The 19,599-nt window shown below is 63.6% G+C and carries 18 protein-coding genes and 1 pseudogene; 7 read left to right on the top strand and 12 right to left on the bottom strand.

Going from position 1 to position 19,599, the window contains the following annotated elements; genetic code table 11:
* Window positions 1-11: 11 nt before the first annotated feature.
* Window positions 12-989, top strand: coding sequence for a 2OG-Fe(II) oxygenase (locus tag OO12_RS03075; protein WP_052215498.1), 978 nt, complete (start codon window positions 12-14; stop codon window positions 987-989).
* Here the strand turns inward: OO12_RS03075 and OO12_RS03070 are convergent.
* From OO12_RS03070 to OO12_RS28870, 11 genes are all read right to left on the bottom strand, one after another.
* A complete protein-coding gene (locus OO12_RS03070; RefSeq protein ID WP_034157171.1) occupies window positions 982-2,016 on the bottom strand; it encodes an alanine racemase in 1,035 nt (344 codons plus the stop codon). The genes OO12_RS03075 and OO12_RS03070 overlap by 8 nt on opposite strands.
* Before the next feature lie 33 nt (window positions 2,017-2,049).
* On the bottom strand, window positions 2,050-3,672 hold the full coding sequence (locus OO12_RS03065) for an MFS transporter (RefSeq protein WP_034157170.1): 1,623 nt from the start codon (window positions 3,670-3,672) through the stop codon (window positions 2,050-2,052).
* An 82-nt stretch (window positions 3,673-3,754) separates the two neighbouring features.
* Window positions 3,755-4,312 (bottom strand): DUF1579 domain-containing protein, encoded by a 558-nt coding sequence (locus OO12_RS03060; RefSeq protein ID WP_200887371.1) that lies wholly within the window; start codon window positions 4,310-4,312, stop codon window positions 3,755-3,757.
* Window positions 4,313-4,404: 92 nt separating this feature from the next.
* A complete protein-coding gene (gene mmsB, locus OO12_RS03055) occupies window positions 4,405-5,289 on the bottom strand; it encodes a 3-hydroxyisobutyrate dehydrogenase (protein ID WP_034157169.1) in 885 nt (294 codons plus the stop codon).
* 98 nt (window positions 5,290-5,387) lie between these two features.
* Window positions 5,388-6,164, bottom strand: a complete 777-nt coding sequence (locus OO12_RS03050) for an enoyl-CoA hydratase (protein WP_034157168.1) — start codon at window positions 6,162-6,164, stop codon at window positions 5,388-5,390.
* A 4-nt stretch (window positions 6,165-6,168) separates the two neighbouring features.
* Window positions 6,169-7,239, bottom strand: a complete 1,071-nt coding sequence (locus OO12_RS03045; RefSeq protein WP_034157272.1) for an enoyl-CoA hydratase/isomerase family protein — start codon at window positions 7,237-7,239, stop codon at window positions 6,169-6,171.
* Between the two features lie 23 nt (window positions 7,240-7,262).
* A complete protein-coding gene (locus tag OO12_RS03040; protein ID WP_052215497.1) occupies window positions 7,263-9,017 on the bottom strand; it encodes an alpha/beta fold hydrolase in 1,755 nt (584 codons plus the stop codon).
* A complete protein-coding gene (locus OO12_RS03035) occupies window positions 9,014-10,171 on the bottom strand; it encodes an acyl-CoA dehydrogenase family protein (protein ID WP_034157167.1) in 1,158 nt (385 codons plus the stop codon). The genes OO12_RS03040 and OO12_RS03035 overlap by 4 nt, the downstream gene beginning before the upstream one ends.
* A gap of 7 nt (window positions 10,172-10,178) precedes the next feature.
* Window positions 10,179-11,183: a polysaccharide deacetylase family protein gene (locus OO12_RS03030; protein ID WP_082006312.1), complete on the bottom strand. Its 1,005-nt coding sequence runs from the start codon at window positions 11,181-11,183 to the stop codon at window positions 10,179-10,181.
* 94 nt (window positions 11,184-11,277) lie between these two features.
* Window positions 11,278-11,763 (bottom strand): hypothetical protein, encoded by a 486-nt coding sequence (locus OO12_RS26680; RefSeq protein ID WP_052215496.1) that lies wholly within the window; start codon window positions 11,761-11,763, stop codon window positions 11,278-11,280.
* Entirely contained in the window at window positions 11,760-12,263 is a 504-nt protein-coding gene (locus OO12_RS28870) for a hypothetical protein (RefSeq protein ID WP_034157166.1), read from the bottom strand. Before OO12_RS28870 ends, OO12_RS26680 begins: the two co-directional genes overlap by 4 nt.
* Before the next feature lie 149 nt (window positions 12,264-12,412).
* On the opposite strand from OO12_RS28870, the gene OO12_RS03015 reads away from it, so the two are divergent.
* From OO12_RS03015 to OO12_RS29045, 5 genes and pseudogenes are all read left to right on the top strand, one after another.
* The gene (locus tag OO12_RS03015; protein ID WP_160296727.1) at window positions 12,413-13,465 is read left to right on the top strand and encodes an AraC family transcriptional regulator; all 1,053 of its coding nucleotides are present in this window, start codon (window positions 12,413-12,415) and stop codon (window positions 13,463-13,465) included.
* Window positions 13,466-13,587: 122 nt separating this feature from the next.
* Window positions 13,588-14,388, top strand: coding sequence for a sterol desaturase family protein (locus OO12_RS03010; RefSeq protein ID WP_034157268.1), 801 nt, complete (start codon window positions 13,588-13,590; stop codon window positions 14,386-14,388).
* Window positions 14,389-14,496: 108 nt separating this feature from the next.
* Window positions 14,497-15,552, top strand: coding sequence for an AraC family transcriptional regulator (locus OO12_RS26675; protein ID WP_160296726.1), 1,056 nt, complete (start codon window positions 14,497-14,499; stop codon window positions 15,550-15,552).
* 110 nt (window positions 15,553-15,662) lie between these two features.
* Window positions 15,663-16,463: a sterol desaturase family protein gene (locus OO12_RS03000; RefSeq protein WP_034157164.1), complete on the top strand. Its 801-nt coding sequence runs from the start codon at window positions 15,663-15,665 to the stop codon at window positions 16,461-16,463.
* Window positions 16,464-16,512: 49 nt separating this feature from the next.
* Window positions 16,513-16,845: pseudogene (locus tag OO12_RS29045) on the top strand (transposase); the annotation flags it as partial.
* Window positions 16,846-16,858: 13 nt separating this feature from the next.
* Here OO12_RS29045 and OO12_RS02990 read toward each other — a convergent pair.
* Entirely contained in the window at window positions 16,859-18,358 is a 1,500-nt protein-coding gene (locus OO12_RS02990; RefSeq protein ID WP_034157266.1) for a CoA-acylating methylmalonate-semialdehyde dehydrogenase, read from the bottom strand.
* A gap of 126 nt (window positions 18,359-18,484) precedes the next feature.
* On the opposite strand from OO12_RS02990, the gene OO12_RS02985 reads away from it, so the two are divergent.
* On the top strand, window positions 18,485-19,351 hold the full coding sequence (locus OO12_RS02985) for a LysR family transcriptional regulator (RefSeq protein ID WP_034157163.1): 867 nt from the start codon (window positions 18,485-18,487) through the stop codon (window positions 19,349-19,351).
* The last annotated feature ends 248 nt before the right edge of the window (window positions 19,352-19,599 follow it).

The following is a 19,599-nucleotide window of genomic DNA, read 5'->3' as shown; positions in this document are numbered from 1 at the left end:
ATAAGGTGAGCATGACATCTTCATCGGTAGAGCAGGCTCAACGCTTCGCGCAGGACGGCCAGGCGGAACGAGGCGCCGCGCTGCTAAGCGAAGCGGGTGATCGTGGCGACGCCGTGGCCCTGGCCGAATTGGCGGTGTGGTGCATGACGGGCGCGCACATCCCCCGGGACCTGATCAAGGCGCGGGGCCTGCTACGGCGCGCGGTGACGATCGGTCATGTCGATGCCGCACTGATGGAAATCGCGCTCACCGCCAATGGCAGCGGCGCAGTGCCCGACTGGCCCGCCGCTCTGGCGTTGCTACGCACAGCAGCGCGGGGTGACCATGTCGCAGCAAACCAGCTTAAGCTCGTCGAGGCCATGAAGCTGGACCACCTGGGCGCACCACGCACCATGCCCAGGCCCGAGCGGCTCAGCGAAGGTTGCGACCTGGTGCGCTATCCCCGACTATTCTCGCCCGAGGAATGTATGCAGGTCGCGACGGTGGCCAACGACCTGCTTGAGCCCGCGCTGGTGCTCGATCCCGCCACCGGCCGGCAGATCAGCCACCCGATCCGGACCTCCGACGGGGCGGTGATCGGCCCGACGCGCGAGGATCTGGTGATCCGCGCACTCAATCATCGCCTTGCCGCGATCAGTGGCACGCAGGTCGACCAGGGAGAAGCGCTCGCCGTCCTGCGCTACGCGCCCGGCCAGCAATATCGCCCTCATCTCGATTCGATCACCGGCGCGCAGAATCAGCGGATCAAGACGGTGCTGATTTACCTCAACCATGGCTTTCAGGGTGGCGAGACCATATTCTCCGAACTCGGCGTCACCATCGTACCGCAACAGGGCGATGCGATCGTCTTCACCAACGTGATGGCCAATGGCAGCCCCGATCCGGCGTCGCGCCATGCGGGATTACCGGTGATCCAGGGCGTGAAGTGGCTCGCGACGCGATGGATTCGCGCGCGCCCGCTCGATGTGTGGAAACCGCCGCCTAGCTGATCCAGCGCCGTTCGAACCGCGTGCCCAGGCCGGTCAGTAATTCATATTGCGACATGCCGCTGGCCATCGCCGCCATGGGGAGCGCATAATCGAGCTGCACCCAATCGCCCTCGGCTAACAGGGGCGCAACCGAAACATCAATCGCGATGAGATCCATCGAAACGCGGCCCAGCACCGGCAGTCGCAGTCCTTCGAATAGTGCGGCCCCCTTCCCCGAAAAGCCACGGAAATAGCCATCGGCATAACCCAGATTGAGAATCGCGACGTCCAGATCGGTCGGTGCGATACATGCCGCATTATAACCAATGGGCGCCCCCGCCGGCACAAGACGACGCTGCAAGATCTGAGCTTCAGGCGTCACGACCTGATGGAGAACGCCCGCGAACTCGGACCTGGGCACGCCGCCGTACAAGGCGATGCCGGGGCGAGTCAGGTCGAAGGCATAATCCTTCCCGAGCGCAATCCCCGCGGAATTGGCCAGGCTCATGCGCCGTGCATCGGTACGTCCGACCAATCCGGTGAATGCCACACGCTGAAGCTCGTTCATCGCATGATCTTCGTCGGCGCAGGCGAGGTGGCTCATCAGCGTCTCGATGTGCAGCCCGTCGAGCAACCCGGTCGCGACGTCGTCGATCGAGACGCCAAGACGGTTCATGCCGGTATCGACCATCACATCACAGGGTCCACCGCCCGCCTGCTTCCAGCGTGCAACCTGGTTTGCGGTATTCAGCACCGGACGCGCGCGCCCTGCCCCGGCCTGCGCCATATCCTCTTCGCGGACACCGTGCAGAACCGATACGGACACGCCGAGCGAAGCGACCGCCGGGGCTTCGGCCCAGGTGGCGACGTAGAAATCACGGCAGCCGACAGCGGCGAGGCGCTTCACGACCTCGACTGCGCCAAGGCCATAGCCATCGGCCTTGATCGCGGCACCGCACGCGGCACTGCCGCTCATGGTCGCAAGGGCGCGCCAGTTGGCGACAAGGGCGGTGGAATCGAGGCTTAACCGTAAGGGCGCGTTCGTCATGGCAATGCGGTTAGCGGTGGTTGTGCGGCTCCGCTAGTCGGCACTTGCCATGCCGGGACGCGTTTCGGAGAGTCCCCACATCGTCACCACCAACGCCATCGCGACCACGGCCATGGTATACCATAGCCCGGCATAGGGATCGCCGGTCTTCGCGACGATATACTGGCTGATAAAGGGCAGGAAACCGCCGAAATAACCGGTCCCAAGGTGATAGGGGATCGACATCGAACTATAGCGGATGCGCGGCGGGAACATTTCCGAGAGCAACGCCGCAACCGGCCCATAGGTGACGCCCGACAGCGCGCCGAGAACAAGAATGGCGAACAGGATGACCGCAATGTTGAGCGGCGCGGGCACGACCTTGTCGAGATTATAGCCCGCCTTGGCCAGCGCCGCATCGAGGCCCGCCGGTGTGGTATCGGGAACCGGCAGACCGCCGATCATCACCACCGTCACCGGGCTGTGCGCCTTGGTGTATTGCACGCCTTTTTTCGAGAAATAGTCGAGCAGGATGCCGCATTGATCGGTCTGCTTCACCGCAAAAGGACTATAGGCGCAAACCGGGCCGGAGACGATGACCGGCGCACGCTTCGCCGCCAAGGCAAGGTCGGGATTGGCCGCGCTGCCAATCGCCCAGAAGACCGGAAAGAGCAGGATGAGCGTCAGGACATAACCGACCACGATCGGCTTTTTGCGCCCGACCCGATCGGACAATTTGCCAAACAGGACGAACCAGAACAGCCCCATGACACAGCCCACGCCAATGATCAGTTGCGCTGCTGTTTCCTGCACGCGCATCGTCGTCTGCAAAAAGGACAGCACACTGAACATCGCGGTGTACCAGATCACCGTCAGTCCGGCGGCAATGCCGAACAAGGCGACGAACAGGCGCTTGAGATTGCCGGGATAAGTGAAGCTTTCGATGAAGGGATTCTTGGCCATCTCGCCCTCGGCCTTCATCTTCTTGAACACTGGGCTTTCGGACAATTTGAGGCGCATCCACAGCGATACGGCGAGCAGCAGCAGCGAGAAGAGGAAGGGGAAACGCCAGCCACCCCCTTCCCATAATTCGGGCGGCAGGACCGATTTGGTCGCAAGCACGACGATGAGGCTGAGAATGAAGCCGCCGACCACGCTCGCCTGGATGAAGCTGGTGTAATAGCCTGATTTACCCTTGGGCGAATGCTCCGCGACATAGATTGCCGCCCCGCCATATTCACCACCGAGCGCCAAGCCCTGCAGAATACGCAAGCCGATGACCATCAGCGGTGCGGCGAATCCGATCGCCTCGAAGGACGGAATCAGGCCGACGCCCGCGGTCGCGACACCCATAAGGGTGATGGTGACGAGGAAGGTGTATTTGCGGCCAAGCTTGTCACCGAGATAGCCGAACAGCACTGCGCCCAATGGCCGGAAACCGAAACCGACCGCGAAACCCGCCCAGGCGAGCAAGGTCTGCATCGTCTCATTGCCCGCCGGGAAGAAGGTGCGGCCGATGATGCCCGATGCCGCCAGCGTGCCGTAGATGAAGAAGTCATACCATTCGAACACCGTGCCCAGCGACGACGCGGTAATCACGAGCCGGATGTCCTTGACCGACGGCTCGGACGTCGTGTCGGGCTCTGGCGCGGTATCCGCTGCCGTGGTGCTGGCCATTGGTCTTCTCCCCCTGATCGCCCCGGGTTTAGCGCGATTGTGGAGAGCGGCAAGCGGCTGTGTCGAGTAAATGAGCGGCGGATCAGGTGACGCGAGCGAAGTGCATGATCCAATTGGTCTCCCATGTCTTGCCGCCGTCAGCCGACAGGGCCTGGCGCCATTCGGCGCTGGTGGCGGTGATCGCCGACCACAGGAAGCGCAGCTTGACCGGCTGCCCCCGCAGCGTGTCGTCGGCGAAGAAGGTGCCGAGGCCATTCTCGAAACTGCCTTTCACCGGCACATCGAGTGTATGAGGGTTGCGCCCGTCGAGCCACCAGATCGCCCAGAGCCTGGTTTTCGGATCATAGGAGCGCAACGTGACGGCGCGATATGCGCCTCCCGGAATATCCAGCCAATTGTCGTCGATATTGCCAACCCCGCCCAGCACCGGTTGCATGACGCAGCGACCATCGAATTCCTGCCAATCGTTGCTGCCGGTGAGCCGCTCCTTGAGACGGCGATGTTTCACTCGCCAGGAGCCGATCAGGAAATCGAAGTCATGCCCAGGGTCGCCACCCGCCAGCGTCGCGGCGACCGAAGGAGCGGCCGTGGCGGCGCCCGCCAGGATCGAAAGGCTGAGCATGTCGCGGCGATCGAGCATGTGAAGAACGTCCTTATCCGGTGGACGCTCCCTTTAGGCCCCTGATCCTGACATCAAGTGTCAGGATCAGGGCGGTGTGGCGAAATTATCGCTCAGGCTTTCGCGTCAAGCATCCTGATGATGCCGGAGAAGTCAGTGCCGCCCTGCCCGTCGGCATTGAATTTCTCGTACAGTTCCGCCGCACGGGCGCCCAACGGCGTGCCGGTATTGGCAGTCGATGCCGCCTCCATCGCCAGCCGCAAATCCTTGAGCATCAGCGCGGCGGCGAAACCGCCCTGATAGTCATGATCGGCGGGCGTGTCGGGGCCAACCCCGGGGAGCGGGGCGTAGCTGGTCATCGACCAGCTCTGGCCCGACGACACGCTGGCGATGTCGAAGAACTTCTGCGCGTCGAGACCGAGCTTCTGCGCCAGCAGGAATGCTTCGCACGTGCCGATCATCGTGATGCCGAGCAGCATATTGTTGGCGATCTTGGCGACCTGTCCGGTACCATTTGACCCGGCATGAATCACTGCCTTGCCCATATCGGCGAGAAAGGGCTGAGCACGGTCAAAGGCTTCGGCGCTACCGCCGACCATGAAGGTCAACGTGCCGGCATTGGCAGCGGCAATGCCGCCCGACACGGGTGCGTCGACCGCAGCGTAACCCTTGGCGCTGGCGGCTTCGGCGATACGCTTGGCAGTCGCAACGTCGATGGTCGAGCAATCGATCAGGATCGCCGATTGCGGCGCCGCGGCGAACACGGCATCGGCATAGACGCCTTCCACATGCTTGCCGGCCGGCAGCATGGTGATGACGGCCTCGGCACCGTCAAGTGCTTCCTCGACGCTCGCGGCGGGCAGGCAGCCCGCTTCCTTGGCACGGGCGAGCGCCTCGGCCGAGAGGTCGAAGGCGCGGACGTCATGGCCCTTCTTCGCCAGGTTCGCGGCCATGCCGCCGCCCATATTGCCGAGACCGATAAATGCGACGCGTGCCATAAGTTATTCTCCGATATCAATTCGTCATCCCGACAAGCCGGGATTCTTATGGGGCTGGCGCTGCGCGCGCTCTTTGAGTGGCCCCGGTGACGTGTTGGTTATTTCCCCGTCCAGTTGCCCGGACGTTTCTCGACGAAAGCAGCCATGCCTTCCTTCTGGTCGGCGGTGCCGAACAGCGCATGGAACAGGCGACGTTCGAACTGCACGCCCTGGGCAAGGCCCGTCTCGAATGCGGCGTTGATCATTTCCTTGTTGGCGAGCGCAGCGAGTGGCGCCATCCCGGCGATCGCCGCAGCGGTCTTCAATGCCTCGTCGAGCAGTTCGGCGGCAGGGATGATACGGCTGACCAACCCGGCGCGCTCGGCTTCTTCCGCGCCCATCATCCGCCCGGTCAGGCACATTTCCATCGCCTTGGCCTTGCCAACCGCTCGCGTCAGGCGCTGCGAACCGCCCATGCCAGGCGCAACGCCGAGCTTGATTTCAGGCTGGCCGAACTTCGCGGTGTCGGCGGCGAGAATGAAGTCGCACATCATTGCCAGTTCGCACCCGCCACCGAGCGCGAAGCCGGCAACCGCGGCGATGATCGGCTTGCGCGTCGCGGTAAAGCGCTCCCAGCCGGCGAAATAATTGCCGCTGAACATGTCGGCGAACGACTGGCCGGCCATTTCCTTGATGTCGGCACCGGCGGCGAACGCTTTTTCGCTGCCGGTCAGCACGGCGCAATGCTGGCTGTCGTCGGCATCATAGGCGGTCATTGCGGCAACCAGTTCGCCGAGCACTTGATTGTTGAGCGCGTTGAGCGCCTGAGGACGGTTGAGCGTGATCAGCGTGACGGCATCGCGCTGTTCGACGAGCAGGGTTTCGTAAATGGCCATGGGATCAGTCTCCGTCGGCATTGGCAGGAAGCGGGGTCCAGGCCTGGCTGGCGGGCAGCGGCTGGAAGAAACCATCGACCATCGCCGCGGTCACGCCTTCCGGCGTGGCGGGGTTCCAGGTCGGATTATTATCCTTGTCGATCAGCAAGGCGCGCACGCCTTCGCCGAAATCGGGATGGCGGAACATGCGCGCGGCAATGCCGAATTCCATGCGCATCTCGTCGACGAAATGCGGCTGACGCGGACTTTCGACCAGCATGCGCAGTGATACCTTGCACGCTGTCGGTGATTTCGAGCGCAGCGTCTCACGCTGCCGCGTCGCCCAGTCCGAACCATCGGCTTCGAGCGCGGCAAGGATTTCCTCATAATCATCCGACGCGAACAGCCGGTCGATCGCCGGCAATTGCTCGACGATCTTCGCCGGTGGCGGGACGATGGAGACACCGGCCAGGATCGATTCGACCTTTTCCGGGGTCGCGCTCAGTTCGGCCTTCAGCGCCTCGAGCTTTTCAGACGGCACATAATAATTGGCCAGGCCAAGCGCGATGCAGTCCGCGCCATCGAGCCGCGCGCCGGTCAGCGCGAGATATTGCGCCGCCCGCCCGCGTAGCCGCGACAGATAGCGGCCGCCGCCGACATCGGGGAACAGACCGATCGCGGTTTCGGGCATCGCGAAGATCGTACGTTCGGTGACCACGCGGTAGCGGCACGGGCAAGCGATGCCGACGCCGCCGCCCATCGTCACGCCGTCCATGAACACCACGCCCGGCTTCGGGTATGTGTACATCAAATGATTGAGGCGATATTCCTGGAAGAAGAAGGCCTGCCCAGCCGCGCCGTGCCCCTGGGCGCTGCCCGCGATCGTCACCACGTCGCCGCCGGCACAGAAACCCCGCCCCTCGGCATGGTCGATCAGGATCAGGCGAATGCTGCGATCCTCGCGCCAGTCGAGCAGCGCGCGCGTCATTTGCTGCACCATCGGCAAGTTGAGCGCATTCAGCGCCTTGGGCCGGTTGAGCCGCAGACGCCCGGCGGCGCCGTCGCGATAGGCAAGTGTTTCGGTAGGCGTGGACATATCATTCATCGGTACATGCAAACTCAGTGAGTGATGGAAACGTAAGAGCCGGGCGCGGGCTCGATCGGATTGGCGGGTGTGCGGGGTGCGGCACGCTTGCCTGAGCCCGCCGCGCTCAACCAGCCATCCCAGATCGGCCACCAGGATCCCTGATGCTTTTCGGCACCGGCAAGCCAGTCCTCGGCCCGATCGGGCATGGCGGCGCTGGTCCAGTAACCATGCTTGTTGGCGGCAGGCGGATTGATCACCCCGGCATTATGGCCGGAACCGCCAAGGATGAAGGTGACCGGCCCGCCAAACAGCTTCGCGCCATCATAGACCGCGCTCCATGCCGAGACATGATCGTCCTTCAGCGCGACGAGCAGTACCGGCGTCTTCACGCTCGACAGGTCGATCGCGACGCCCCCGACCTCGAAGCCGGTTCCCTCCTTCAGCGCATTGGAGAAGAGCAGCCCACGATTATAGGATTTGAGAAAGGCCTGAGGAATGCGCGCGCCATCCTCGAACCAGTAGAGCAGGTCGGACGGCGGCGCTGCGCGGTCGAGCAGATAATGATTGACCACCGAAGACCAGATCAGGTCGTTCGAGCGCACTGCGGCGAAGAGCTGCTGCAACTCGGTCGAATCGATAAAGCCACGCTTTTCGAGATGCGTCTCGAGCGCGTCGAGATGCGCCTCATGCACGAATGCCGACCAGTCGCGCATATCGGCGAAGTCGACCATCGATCCGATCAGGGTCGCGCTGCCGACCTCATCGGCGCGGCCCTTGGCGGCGAGATACGCCAGCGCGATCGCGACCAGCGTACCACCGAGGCAGAAGGCGAACAGATCGACCTTCGCCTTGCCGGCGCCCTTGCCTGTTCTTTTGCGCACTTCGCCAAGCGCCGTCACGATCCCGTCGAGGACATAGTGCTCCACCCCGCAATCGCGGTGACTTTCGTCGGGATTGATCCATGAGATGACGAACACGGTTCGCCCTTGCTCGACCAGCCAGCGCACCATGCTCGATCGCGACTGCAGGTCGATCATGTAGAATTTGTTCACTAGCGGCGGCACATAGAGCATCGGCTCGGCATGCACGTCGGGCGTGGTCGGATCATACTGGATCAGCTGGAACAGATGATTCTGGAACACCACGCTGCCCGGCGTCGCGGCGATGTTGCCGCCCTTGGTAAAGGCATTTTCGTCGCTGCGGCGGCGGACGATGCCTTTGCCCAACGCCATGTCCTCGACAAGATGCGCAAAACCCGCCGCGAGATTGGCGCCACCGGTCTCGACCGTCCGCTGGATCACCTCCGGGTTGGTCATCGCGAAGTTGGTCGGCGCAATCGCGTTGAGATATTGATCGAGCACGAACGCGGTCATTGCCTTGTCGGGGCTGTGCGGGCCGTCGGCGACATCGGCGACGGCGCGCAATTGCTTCGAGGCAAGCAGATAGGCGTCGCGAAGCGAGCGGAAATAGGGCTGCTCCTCCCACTCCGGAGCCGAGAAGCGGCGATCGCGCGGCTTTTCCGCATCGGCCCTGGGCAACCAGGCCTGAGTCCAGAAATCGCCCCATTCGCGCGCCGCCTGGAGCTGGACCTCAAGCAATTGCTGCGGGTTCGACCCCAGTCCCATGGCGAAGCCCGACATCGAGCGAAACAGCGCCAGCGGATCATAGGGTTGGCTCGACCCGGTGGGGATCGGCGCGCGCGCGGCCTTGCCCAGCGCGCTCGACACATTGGCGAGCGCGTCCTGCCACATTTGCGTCACGCCTGGCGGATTTGGCTGATCGGTCACTGGCGGGTCAACTCGCGGCCGACGATCATGCGCATCACCTGGTTGGTGCCCTCCAGGATCGAATGCACACGCAGATCGCGCCAGAAACGCTCGATCGGATAGTCCTGCAAATAGCCATAACCGCCATGCAACTGCAGCGCGCGATCGACCACTGACGATCCAGTGTCGGTCGCAAGCCGCTTGGCCATCGCCGCGAAGCGCGTCTTGTCGGGCGCATTGGCCGTTACCTTGGCCGCCGCCATATAGAGCAAGGCGCGTGCCGCCTCGAGCTCGGTCGCCATGTCGGCCAGGGTGAATTGGGTGTTCTGGAAATCGGCGATCGCGGTGCCGAACTGCTTGCGATCCTTGGTGTACTGGATTGCCTCATCAAGGCAGCGTTGCGCACCGCCGAGCGAGCAGGCGCCGATATTGAGCCGCCCGCCATCGAGGCCCATCATCGCGATGCGGAACCCCTCGCCCTCACCACCGACAAGGTTCTCGACCGGTACGCGCACGCTATCGAAAATTACCTGCCGCGTCGGCTGCGCATGCCAGCCAAGCTTGCGTTCATTGGCACCGAAGCTGACGCCGGGCATGTCCTTCTCGATCACCATGCAGGAAATGCCCTTCGGCCCCTCCTCGCCGGTGCGGACCATTGTCACATAGACTTCGTTCTCGCCTGCGCCGGAGATGAACTGCTTGGTGCCGGTGACGACATAGTGATCCCCCGCTGCGTCAGTGCCCCGCACCGCCTTGGTCTTGAGCGCGGCGGCGTCCGAGCCTGAGGATGGTTCGGTCAGGCAATAGCTCGCCATCCGCTCCATCGTCACCAGATCGGGAAGATATTTGTCCTTCACCGTCTGGCTGCCGAAGCGGTCGATCATCCATGACGCCATGTTGTGGATGCTGATGAACGCGCTGGTCGCGGGGCAGCCATAGGCCATCGCCTCCATGATGATCGCGGATTCGAGCCGGCCGAGATTGATCCCGCCAGCTTCCTCCGAGACATAGATCGCGGCGAAGCCGAGTTCGGCCGCCGCCTTGATCACGTCCTTGGGGAAAATATGCTTCTCGTCCCATTCCGCCGCGTGCGGCGTGATGCGGTCGGCGGTGAACTTCCGCGCCAGATCCTGGATCTCGCGCTGGTCGTCGGTAAGGTCGAACTGGTTGGTCATGCTGGTCTCATGTCGCTGGGGTGACGAGGGGAAGCGCCTTGACGGGCGGTGAAGGAAAGGGGGCGGGCATGGCGTGCAAGACCCGCTCGGTGAACAGGGTCTTGGCGACCCTTATATCATTGCGTTCGTACCAGCGCGGGCCGGTGATATGGTTTTGCCAGGCAAGCTGCTCGGCGAGCGTGCCATTCGCCCAGGCGATTTCGGGCACCGCATCATAGATCGGATCGGCATAAGCGCGATCGGCGGTGACGATCCCCCATCCATCGTTGCGCAGCGCTTCGATCAGGTCGGGCATGAACAGTGCGGCAAGATCGGTTTCGTGCAACAACAGCATATGCGCCGGCGAGCGGCCGAGCGTGCGCCGCATCAGCGCGTCGGAAAAATTCGCGGACTGCACCATCGTCTCGACATAGAGACGGCGCAGCGCCGCCATATCGATCGGCTTGCCCGCTTTCTTCGCGGCGATCGACAGGCTGTCGAGATACCAGTCCGAACCATCGACGGTGACATAGCCGTTACGCAAGTGCCGCGCGCGGAGACCGGCGCGCACCGCGTCACGCTTCACCTTGTCCGGTCCGCCTTCATCCAGTGCCGGGAAGCGAAACCACGGGCGATAGCCCGGCCGACCCTTCAGCCAGGCTTCGGCCTTGTCGATGTCCGCGAGATAGGTCTTGGCCGACACTTTCGACAGCCGCGGATGCGAATAGGTGTGATCGGCAATGACATGGCCCGCCGCGACGTACCGATCGATCCGTTCCTCATCGCCATCGCCATGGGAAATTCGCACCGGATTGACGAAGAACGCGACCTGATCGACACGCTCGGCCTTCAGCGCCGCGATCAGCATGGCGTTGCGCTGATCGGTGGTCAGGAACGCGCCCGGCCCGCGCGGCGCATCGTCGAAACTCAGCGCGATCATCTTGGCCGGCATCACCGGCGGCATGCTGCCGATCGCCACCGGCGCGGCGCGTGCGCCGATGAGCAAGGCGGCAAGGACAAGGACGATCCGCATATCGGCTTACCCGAACGGCGCACGCTGGCGCGCGAGATCGTCGATCTCGCGCCGCGCGCCGAAAAGGGTGAGCCGGGTCGTCATGCGATTGCTCCTAGCAGCGCTCGTAACGATAGGTTGCGGCGGGCGATTGTTCGGTCCGCAGCAATGCTGTGCCCGCCGTGACGAGTTCGAGCGCCGCACGCTTCGTCCAGGTCCGGCCTTCGCCGGTGAAAATCAGGTCGGCGGTCACCTTATACTGCGACCGATGCGTCAGCGCATCGATCTTCGCGGTCGAATCATAGAAGCTCAATTTGTCGGCGAAGACCGTCACCAGCCCCTTGGTATCGGTGCGGCTGAAATCGCAATCCGCCGGCGTGATACCCCAACGGCCGAGAAAGGCCGGCGGCAAGGTCCTGGCCGCCCGGACCGGATTGGGCGCATCGCTCTTCGGCAAGCCCCGCGCGGCATCGGACGACTGGTTCTCGGCGATCGTCGCCTCGATATTGGCGGCTGCCTGATTGTCGGATGGACTCGGCGAACAGGCGGCGGACGCCAGCACCAGCGCGGCAATTCCAGACCGATGCGGTACACGCATCATGCGGCGGGACATTTGGCGTAGCGATAGGAAGCGGCGGGCTCTTCCTCGGTACGGAGCAGGGTCTTGCCGCCATCGACCAGCTGGAACACGGACTTGCTGTTCCAGGTCTGACCTTCACCACTGAAGGAGAGGTCGGCCGCCAGCCCGGTGTCCGAGATGGTCGTGATCGTCACGACTTTCGCCCGTGATTCGTAGAATTTGAGGCCATCGGCGGAAACCGTCAGCAAGCCCTTATTATCGTCGCGCCTGGGGTCGCAATCATTGGCGTTCATGCCCCAGCGTCCCTGGAAAGCGGCCGGGAATGTCGTGGGCGATTTCGGCGCCGGCGTCTTCGCATCGACCACCTTGCCCGGGGCGACGGTGGTTTCATTCACCGTCTCGGCGGGTTTGACGGTAATGCCGTTGCTCGTCGCGTCCGATTCGTTCGACGAGGTGGCCGGCCCGTTACACGCGGCAAGCGCGCAGGTCAGAATGGCGGGAATGATCAGTTTCTTGGTCATGACGAAGAAGGTGCCTCCATTTGCCGGGGAGACGAATCCCCCGATCGCATTCTCAGGTAACGCATCCCGCGCGAAACCTCTCCCTGGCCGCCCGGAAGCCCGGTGATGCGATGGACGTCACCCGCCGCGCAAGCCATAACGCGAGCGATATGACCCGGTTCATGCTGCTCGACGTGATGGTGCGGATGCTGGCGATCGGCCAGTTGCTGCTGATCGCCATGGTGATCGGCCGGGGCGCCGCGCCCCGCACGATCCGCCTGGTCAGCGCGCCGCTGCTGCTGTGCGTCGCCGCTTATCTGACCGTCGCCGCGCCGCTGTTCCGACCGGCCCATGGGCTGCTCTGGTCGGTCGTCCGCCTTGCCGCGCAATCGGTGCCCTGGCTGTTGTGGCTGTTCGCGCATTGCCTGTTCGAACGCCGGGTCGACCGGCGCGTGGCCGTCATCGGCGTGGCGACACTGCAATTGTGCTGGCTGACTTATGATTTTGCGGGCCAGATGGCGGCGCAGGCGCGTTTCGCGGCGGCGCTGGTCCAGCATGTCGTGTCGTTGTTGCTCATCGCCCATGCCATGACGATCGCGCTCAGCGAACGCAGTGACGACCTGATCGAAAAACGCCGCAGGTTGCGTGTCGGCTTCGTCGTGGTGGTCGGCACCTTGTCGGTCGTCGTGCTGGTGCTCGAGATGCTGTCCGGCTTCCGCCATGCCAGTCCCGGCATCGCGTTCGCCCAGGCCAGTGCGATCCTGATCGCCACCACCGCGATGGGCATTGCTCTGCTGCAAAGCGATCCCGATCTGCTGTTCAATCCCAGCCGCCCCGCCCCCGCGCCGAGCCTCAGCCCGGCCGAACATGTGCTGCGCCAGCGACTCGACACGCTGATCGCCGGTGCGATCCACCGCGAACCCGGCCTGTCGGTCGGCAGCCTGGCCGACCGGCTCGACACGCCCGAGCACCGGCTGCGCAGCCTGATCAACCAGCGGCTCGGCTACCGCAATTTCTCGGCTTTTCTGAACCATCACCGCATTGCCGAGGCAAAGTCGTGGCTCGCCGATCCGGCCCGGGTCGATCTGCCGATCCTGACCATCGCGATGGACCTGGGATATGGCTCGCTCGCGACATTCAACCGTGCCTTTCGCGACGAGACCGGCCAGGCGCCGAGCGAGTTCCGCCGCGCCGCGATCATCCCCGGTTGCGAACCCAGCTGAAAACCCAAGTGAAAAACATCGCGCAATTTCGAAATTGATCGGGGATTTTCAACCTTGCACAGCCAGCTTGCTCGCGATGGGCTAGCCCCGAACGGGAAGACCGCTGGTGATGGAGCCGCATGATGATCGAGACGCTGACGAGATTCGCCTTGCATTGGGCGCATAGTTTCGAAGTCGAGATGATCCGCTACCTGTTCGGTGCGGCCGGTGTAGCGCTGACCTATTGGCTGGCACGGCGCTGGACCGCACCCCGGCGCATCCAGCAGCGCCAGGCGACCATGGCCGATCGGCGGCGCGAACTGTTCCTGTCGGTGCAGACCATCGCTATTTTCGGACTGGTCGGGCTGATCACCTACGCCGCCATCGATGTGGGACTCGTCAGGATCGAGAAAGGCGCGATCGACCCGTTGATCTTCGCGGTGCAGCTGATCGTGCTGATCATCATGCACGACGCCTATTTCTACTGGATGCATCGCGGCTTGCACCTGCGCGCCCTGTTCCGCCGCGCGCATGCCGCGCACCATGTCTCGCGCACCCCGACCAGCTGGGCTTCCTATGCCTTCGCGCCGATCGAGTCGGTGACCGAATCGCTGTACATCCCGGTCCTGCTGATCGCCATGTCGGCAATCATGCCGGTCTATTCGCTCGCCGTGTTCGTCTTCCTCGGCCATCAGATCCTGCGCAACGCGATCGGCCATTCGGGTCATGAACTGGTGTGGAGCGGCTTCACGCGCAGCCGCTGGACCGGATGGCTGACCACCACGACGCACCATGACCTGCACCATAGCGAGGGGCGGTATAATTTCGGGCTCTACTTCACCTGGTGGGACCGGATGATGGGCACCGAGCATCCGCGTTATCATGAGAAGTTCGAGGCTGTGGCGGGACGGAGCAAGATCGCATCGGACCCGGTCCTGGCCTAGGCCGCCATCCCATGGCCGGGATCGGTGCGACGACCGCATCCCGGCGAAAATTTCCCCCGGCCATGTTGCGCGATGGACGACGTGGCGCGGGCACGTCATATTATAGCGATGACTAGGCTTATCCTGCTCGACATGGCGATCCGCATGCTGGCGATCGGCCAGTTGCTGCTGATCACCATCGTGATCGGCCTTGGCCGCGCGCCGCACGCGATCCGGGTGGCGACCGCCCTGCTGCTGACCGGCATCGCCTCCTATCTCGCGGCCGCGACGCCGCTGTTCCGGCCGCTCGATGCCCCGCTGTGGTTGATCGTTCGCTTCTCCGCGCAAATGACGCCCTGGCTGCTCTGGACCTTTGCGCATCTGCTGTTCGAGCGCCCGATCGATCGGCGCGCGGCATTGTGCAGCGCCGCGGCGCTGGTCGGATGCGCCATTTCCTATCTCATTGCCATACGTTGGGCGCCGGGCGCCGAATTCTGGGGTACTCAATTCTGGATCGCACTGATCCAGCACGGCATTTCGCTGGTCCTGATCATCCAGGCGATCATGATCGCATTCCTTGAGCGCGGCGACGACCTGATCGAGAAACGCCGCCGCCTGCGCTTCGGCTTTGTCGTGCTGGTCGGCAGCATCGCCTTCATCGTACTGGTGCTCGAAATGCTGTCCGGCTTCCGCTACTCCGGCCTCGGCATCGCGCTTGGCCAGTCGATCGCCATTCTCATCGCGACCACCGCCGTCGCGGTGGCGTTTCTGCAAAGCGACCCCGAATTGCTGTTCGATCCGGCCGAGCCCGCGCCGGAACCCAAGCTCAGCCCGTCCGAACATGTCCTGAAGCGCAAGCTCGACGCCGCGATCGCCGGGGCGATCCACCGCGAACCAGGCCTGTCGATCGGTGGCCTGGCGGAACGGCTCGGCACGCCCGAGCACCGGTTGCGCAGCCTGATCAACCAGCGGCTGGGCTATCGCAATTTCTCGGCCTTTCTGAACCATCACCGCATTGCCGAGGCAAAGACGCTGCTGGCCGATCCGGTCCATGTCGACCTGCCGATCCTGACTATCGCGATGGACCTGGGATATGGCTCGCTCGCGCCGTTCAACCGCGCCTTTCGCCAGGAAACCGGCCAGGCGCCGAGCAATTTCCGTCGTGCCGCGATCGTAGAGAATTGAAAAATGCCGATTGATTTCGAAATCAATCGAGGATTTTCGGCCGCGCGCAGCAGCGCCTGATAAGATGACATAGCGCCGGCCGGGAGGACCTTGCCCGACGGAGCCACATCATGATCGAGATAGTGCACGCGTTCGCTACCCACTGGTTTTCCGGCTTCCAGGAGGAGCTGATCCGCTACTTGGTCGCCGCGGCCGGCGTGACGGCGCTCTTCTGGCTCGCCCGGCGCTCCATCGCGTCGCGGCGCATCCAGCAGCGCATGGCGACGATGGCGGACCGACGACGGGAAATCTTCCAGTCGATCCGCACGGTCGCGATCTTTCCGTTCGTCGGCCTGCTCACCGTCGGAGCGGTTGCCCTTGGACTGGGCCGAGTCGATTTCGGCCCGCCCGATCCGCTGGTGCTGATCATCCAGGTCATCGTGATCATCCTGGCGCACGACACCTATTTTTACTGGATGCACCGCATGCTGCATTTGCGCGCCATGTTCCGCCGCGCCCATGCCGCGCATCACACGTCGCGCACCCCAACGAGCTGGGCGGCCTATTCCTTCGCGCCGATCGAATCGGTCACCGAGGCGCTGTTCGGACCGATCATCCTGATCGCCATATCGTGGATCGTGCCGATCTATCCGATCGCCGGCCTGTTCTTCGCCGGTCACCAGATGCTCCGCAACGTGCTCGGCCATTCCGGCCATGAGCTGGCATGGAGCGGGTTCACGCGCAGCCGCTGGACCGGATGGCTGACCACCACGACGCACCATGACCTGCACCATAGCGAGGGGCGGTATAATTTCGGGATCTACTTCACTTGGTGGGACCGGATGATGGGCACCGAGCATCCGCGCTATCACGAGAAGTTCGAAGCCGTGGTCAGCCGGGGCAAGACGACGACCGACCCGGTCACGGCGTAAGCGGAAACATGGGTGGGGGCCCACAGCTAGGGGAAGATCAGGAGTAGAAATGACGAAACGGGCGCGACGCACTCACGCTCCTGGATTCAAGGCGATGGTGGCCCTGGCGGCGCTGAAAGGAGAGAAGACGCGGGCCGAACTCGCGCAGCTTTACGATGTGCACGTCAACCAGATCACCAGCTGGAAAGAGCAGTTGCTGGGCGGAGCAGCCGGAGTCTTCGCAACCGACCCGCCCGAGCAAGGCGGGTCCTGAGTCGGGGAAGCCGGTGTCACGGCGTGCGAAGATCGCAGAATTGACGCCGGGGAATAATGTCTCGTCCGGTGCCCCCAGCAAGGCAGGCCTGCCAGGCGCACCACGACGATCGATCGTCCTCACGACGTGCACGGTATCTCCCCTACCCCATGGTCGGGATGACGAAAGCATTCCCGCCATCGGGGGATCCATCGGGCCAGCGCTGCGTGATCGTCTTGACCTTAGTCCAGAACTTCACGCCCTCCATGCCATGCTGGTTGGTGTCGCCGAACGCGGAACGCTTCCACCCGCCAAAGGTGTGATAGGCGACCGGCACCGGGATCGGCACATTGATGCCTACCATGCCGACATTGACCCGCGCGGCGAATTCGCGCGCGGCATGACCATTGCGCGTGAAGATGGCGACGCCATTGCCATATTGATGCTCGCTCGGCAGGCGCAGGGCATGCTCGAAATCATCGGCGCGGACGATCTGCAGCACGGGTCCGAAGATTTCCTCCTTGTATGATTCCATCTGCGACGTGACATGATCGAACAGGCTCGGGCCGATGAAGAAGCCCTTTTCATGCCCTTGCAGCTCGAAGCCGCGCCCGTCGACAACCAGTTCGGCGCCCTCGTCGATACCGGTCTGGATCCAGTTCTCCACGCGCTGCTTGTGCGCGGCATTGACCACCGGACCGTAATGCGCGTCATTATCGGTCGAGACGCCGATGCGCAGCGCGGCGATCGCCGGGATCAGCTTTTCGCGGAGCGCGATCGCGGTCTTCTCGCCGACCGGCACCACCACCGGTAGCGCCATGCAACGCTCACCGGCGCTGCCAAAGGCGGCACCCGACAGGTCGGCGACGACCTGGTCGAGATCGGCATCGGGCATCACGATGCCATGGTTCTTGGCGCCGCCCATCGCCTGCACGCGCTTGCCCGCCGCGACGCCGCGCTTGTAGACATAATGCGCGATGTCGGACGACCCGACAAAACTGACCGCGCTGATCGCTGGATGGTCGAGGATCGCATCGACCATTTCCTTGTCGCCATGGACCACCTGCAGGATGCCTTCAGGCAGGCCGGCTTCGAGGAACAATTCGGCAAGCCGCACCGGCACCGACGGGTCGCGCTCGGACGGCTTGAGGATGAAGGCATTGCCGGTCGCGATGGCGACGCCGCTCATCCAGAGCGGGATCATGCCGGGGAAGTTGAACGGGGTGATGCCGGCGCCGATGCCGAGCGGCTGGCGCATCGAATAGACGTCGATGCCCGGGCCTGCCCCCTGGGTATATTCGCCCTTCAGCACGTGCGGGATGCCGCAGCAGAATTCGATCACTTCCAGCCCGCGCTGAATGTCGCCCTTGGCGTCGGCAATGACCTTGCCATGTTCGGAGCTGAGCAGATGCGCCAGCTCCTCCATATTCCGTTCGACCAGCGCCTTGAAGTTGAACATGACGCGGGCGCGACGCTGCGGGTTGGTCGCGGCCCAGCCCGGCTGCGCCGCCAGCGCGGCGGCGACGGCACGATCGAGATCGGCCTGGGTGCCGAGCGTCACCTGCGCCTGGACCTGGCCGGTATTGGGATCGAAAACGTCGCCGCTGCGCGCCGCCGCCCCGCCACTTGAATGGCCGACGATGAAATGGTCGATCTGCCGCATGTCGATTTCTCCGGTGGCGGCGACCGACAGCGGCTGCCGCAATTCGTTGCAGCGCCTATCCCACTAGGCATTTCTGCCGGCAAGAGCCTATATTCGCCGCTTCCATGTGCATTTTTGCAGGGGTCGATGCGAAACTGGGATGATCTGAGGATATTCGTCGCCGTGGCGCGGGCGCAACGCCTCGCGCCGGCGGCGCGGACGCTCGGGGTCGATGTGACCACCGTGTCGCGCCGCCTTGCCCGGCTCGAGGGCGAAGTGGGGGCGCCTCTGTTCGAGATGCTCGGCGGCGAGCGGCGGCTGAGCGAGGCGGGCCAGGCGCTGCTGGCTCATGCCGAGACGATCGAGGCAGCGGTGATCGCGGTGACTGCCGGCGACCCGAACAGTGCGCTGGCCGGGCATGTCCGCCTCAGTCTTGCCGAAGGGCTGGCGACGCATGTCGTCGCACCGGGCATGGCGGCATTCAGCGCCGGCCATCCCAATATCCGGCTCGACCTGATCACCGCCTCGGGTTTTCTCAACCCCTCGAAGCGCGAAGCCGATATCGCCGTGATGCTGGCACGACCACGCAACCGGCATCTGCGGGCGACCAGGCTGGCCGATTATCAGCTCGGGCTTTTCGCGACCCAGGCTTATCTCGACGCGCACGGCATGCCGGAAAACGCCGCGGCGCTCGAAGGCCATACGCTGATCAGCTATGTTCCCGAACATATCCATGCGGTGGAGCTGGATTATCTGTCGGAGATCCATGACGGGCTGGTCGCGCAAGTGCGCAGCACCAGCATCAATGTGCAGCATGCCATGATCCGGTCAGGCGCCGGGATCGGCATCCTGCCCAATTTCATCGCCACCCGCGATCGATCGCTGGCCCCGGTCTTGCCCGCGGTAATGCTCGGGCGAAGCTTCTGGCTGGTGACGCATGAAGACACGCATGCCACGCCGCGGATCCAGGCGGTGATCGAATGGCTGCGCGGCGTTGCGGCAGCGGTCAGCTAGACCGAGGCGGGCATCTGTTGTTGGCCAGGAGCTGGATCGTTCGGTGGCATCGAACCGGCCTACATCCAATTAAACGTCTGATATACAAAGATTATAATCGCATTACTGAGAAGCCGGCGGAATAGATATGTTACACGACTGGTGTAACATATCTCCCCGCAGTCCGGTCACGGCGACGATTCAATCATGACATAGGATGAGGCACGTCATCCCGTGCCAAACCTATATCGAGGCCCGTCGATCTACGC

Source organism: Sphingomonas sp. ERG5 (assembly GCF_000803065.1).
Classification (GTDB): Bacteria; Pseudomonadota; Alphaproteobacteria; order Sphingomonadales; family Sphingomonadaceae; genus Sphingomonas.
Note: the sequence above shows the minus strand (reverse complement) of the source record. Positions and strands in the feature narration are given on the sequence as shown.

Excerpts from the sequence above, each read along its gene's own strand:
- OO12_RS03050 (WP_034157168.1), bottom strand. The coding sequence starts at position 6,164 with ATGGCCATTTACGAAACCCTGCTCGTCGAACAGCGCGATGCCGTCACG.
- OO12_RS26680 (WP_052215496.1), bottom strand. The coding sequence starts at position 11,763 with ATGATGCGTGTACCGCATCGGTCTGGAATTGCCGCGCTGGTGCTGGCG.
- OO12_RS26675 (WP_160296726.1), top strand. The coding sequence starts at position 14,497 with ATGACTAGGCTTATCCTGCTCGACATGGCGATCCGCATGCTGGCGATC.
- mmsB (WP_034157169.1), bottom strand. The coding sequence starts at position 5,289 with ATGGCACGCGTCGCATTTATCGGTCTCGGCAATATGGGCGGCGGCATG.
- OO12_RS02985 (WP_034157163.1), top strand. The coding sequence starts at position 18,485 with ATGCGAAACTGGGATGATCTGAGGATATTCGTCGCCGTGGCGCGGGCG.
- OO12_RS03065 (WP_034157170.1), bottom strand. The coding sequence starts at position 3,672 with ATGGCCAGCACCACGGCAGCGGATACCGCGCCAGAGCCCGACACGACG.
- OO12_RS03075 (WP_052215498.1), top strand. The coding sequence starts at position 12 with ATGACATCTTCATCGGTAGAGCAGGCTCAACGCTTCGCGCAGGACGGC.
- OO12_RS03030 (WP_082006312.1), bottom strand. The coding sequence starts at position 11,183 with ATGCGGATCGTCCTTGTCCTTGCCGCCTTGCTCATCGGCGCACGCGCC.
- OO12_RS03060 (WP_200887371.1), bottom strand. The coding sequence starts at position 4,312 with ATGCTCGATCGCCGCGACATGCTCAGCCTTTCGATCCTGGCGGGCGCC.
- OO12_RS03000 (WP_034157164.1), top strand. The coding sequence starts at position 15,663 with ATGATCGAGATAGTGCACGCGTTCGCTACCCACTGGTTTTCCGGCTTC.
- OO12_RS03070 (WP_034157171.1), bottom strand. The coding sequence starts at position 2,016 with ATGACGAACGCGCCCTTACGGTTAAGCCTCGATTCCACCGCCCTTGTC.
- OO12_RS03035 (WP_034157167.1), bottom strand. The coding sequence starts at position 10,171 with ATGACCAACCAGTTCGACCTTACCGACGACCAGCGCGAGATCCAGGAT.
- OO12_RS02990 (WP_034157266.1), bottom strand. The coding sequence starts at position 18,358 with ATGCGGCAGATCGACCATTTCATCGTCGGCCATTCAAGTGGCGGGGCG.
- OO12_RS03045 (WP_034157272.1), bottom strand. The coding sequence starts at position 7,239 with ATGTCCACGCCTACCGAAACACTTGCCTATCGCGACGGCGCCGCCGGG.
- OO12_RS03010 (WP_034157268.1), top strand. The coding sequence starts at position 13,588 with ATGATCGAGACGCTGACGAGATTCGCCTTGCATTGGGCGCATAGTTTC.
- OO12_RS03015 (WP_160296727.1), top strand. The coding sequence starts at position 12,413 with ATGACCCGGTTCATGCTGCTCGACGTGATGGTGCGGATGCTGGCGATC.
- OO12_RS28870 (WP_034157166.1), bottom strand. The coding sequence starts at position 12,263 with ATGACCAAGAAACTGATCATTCCCGCCATTCTGACCTGCGCGCTTGCC.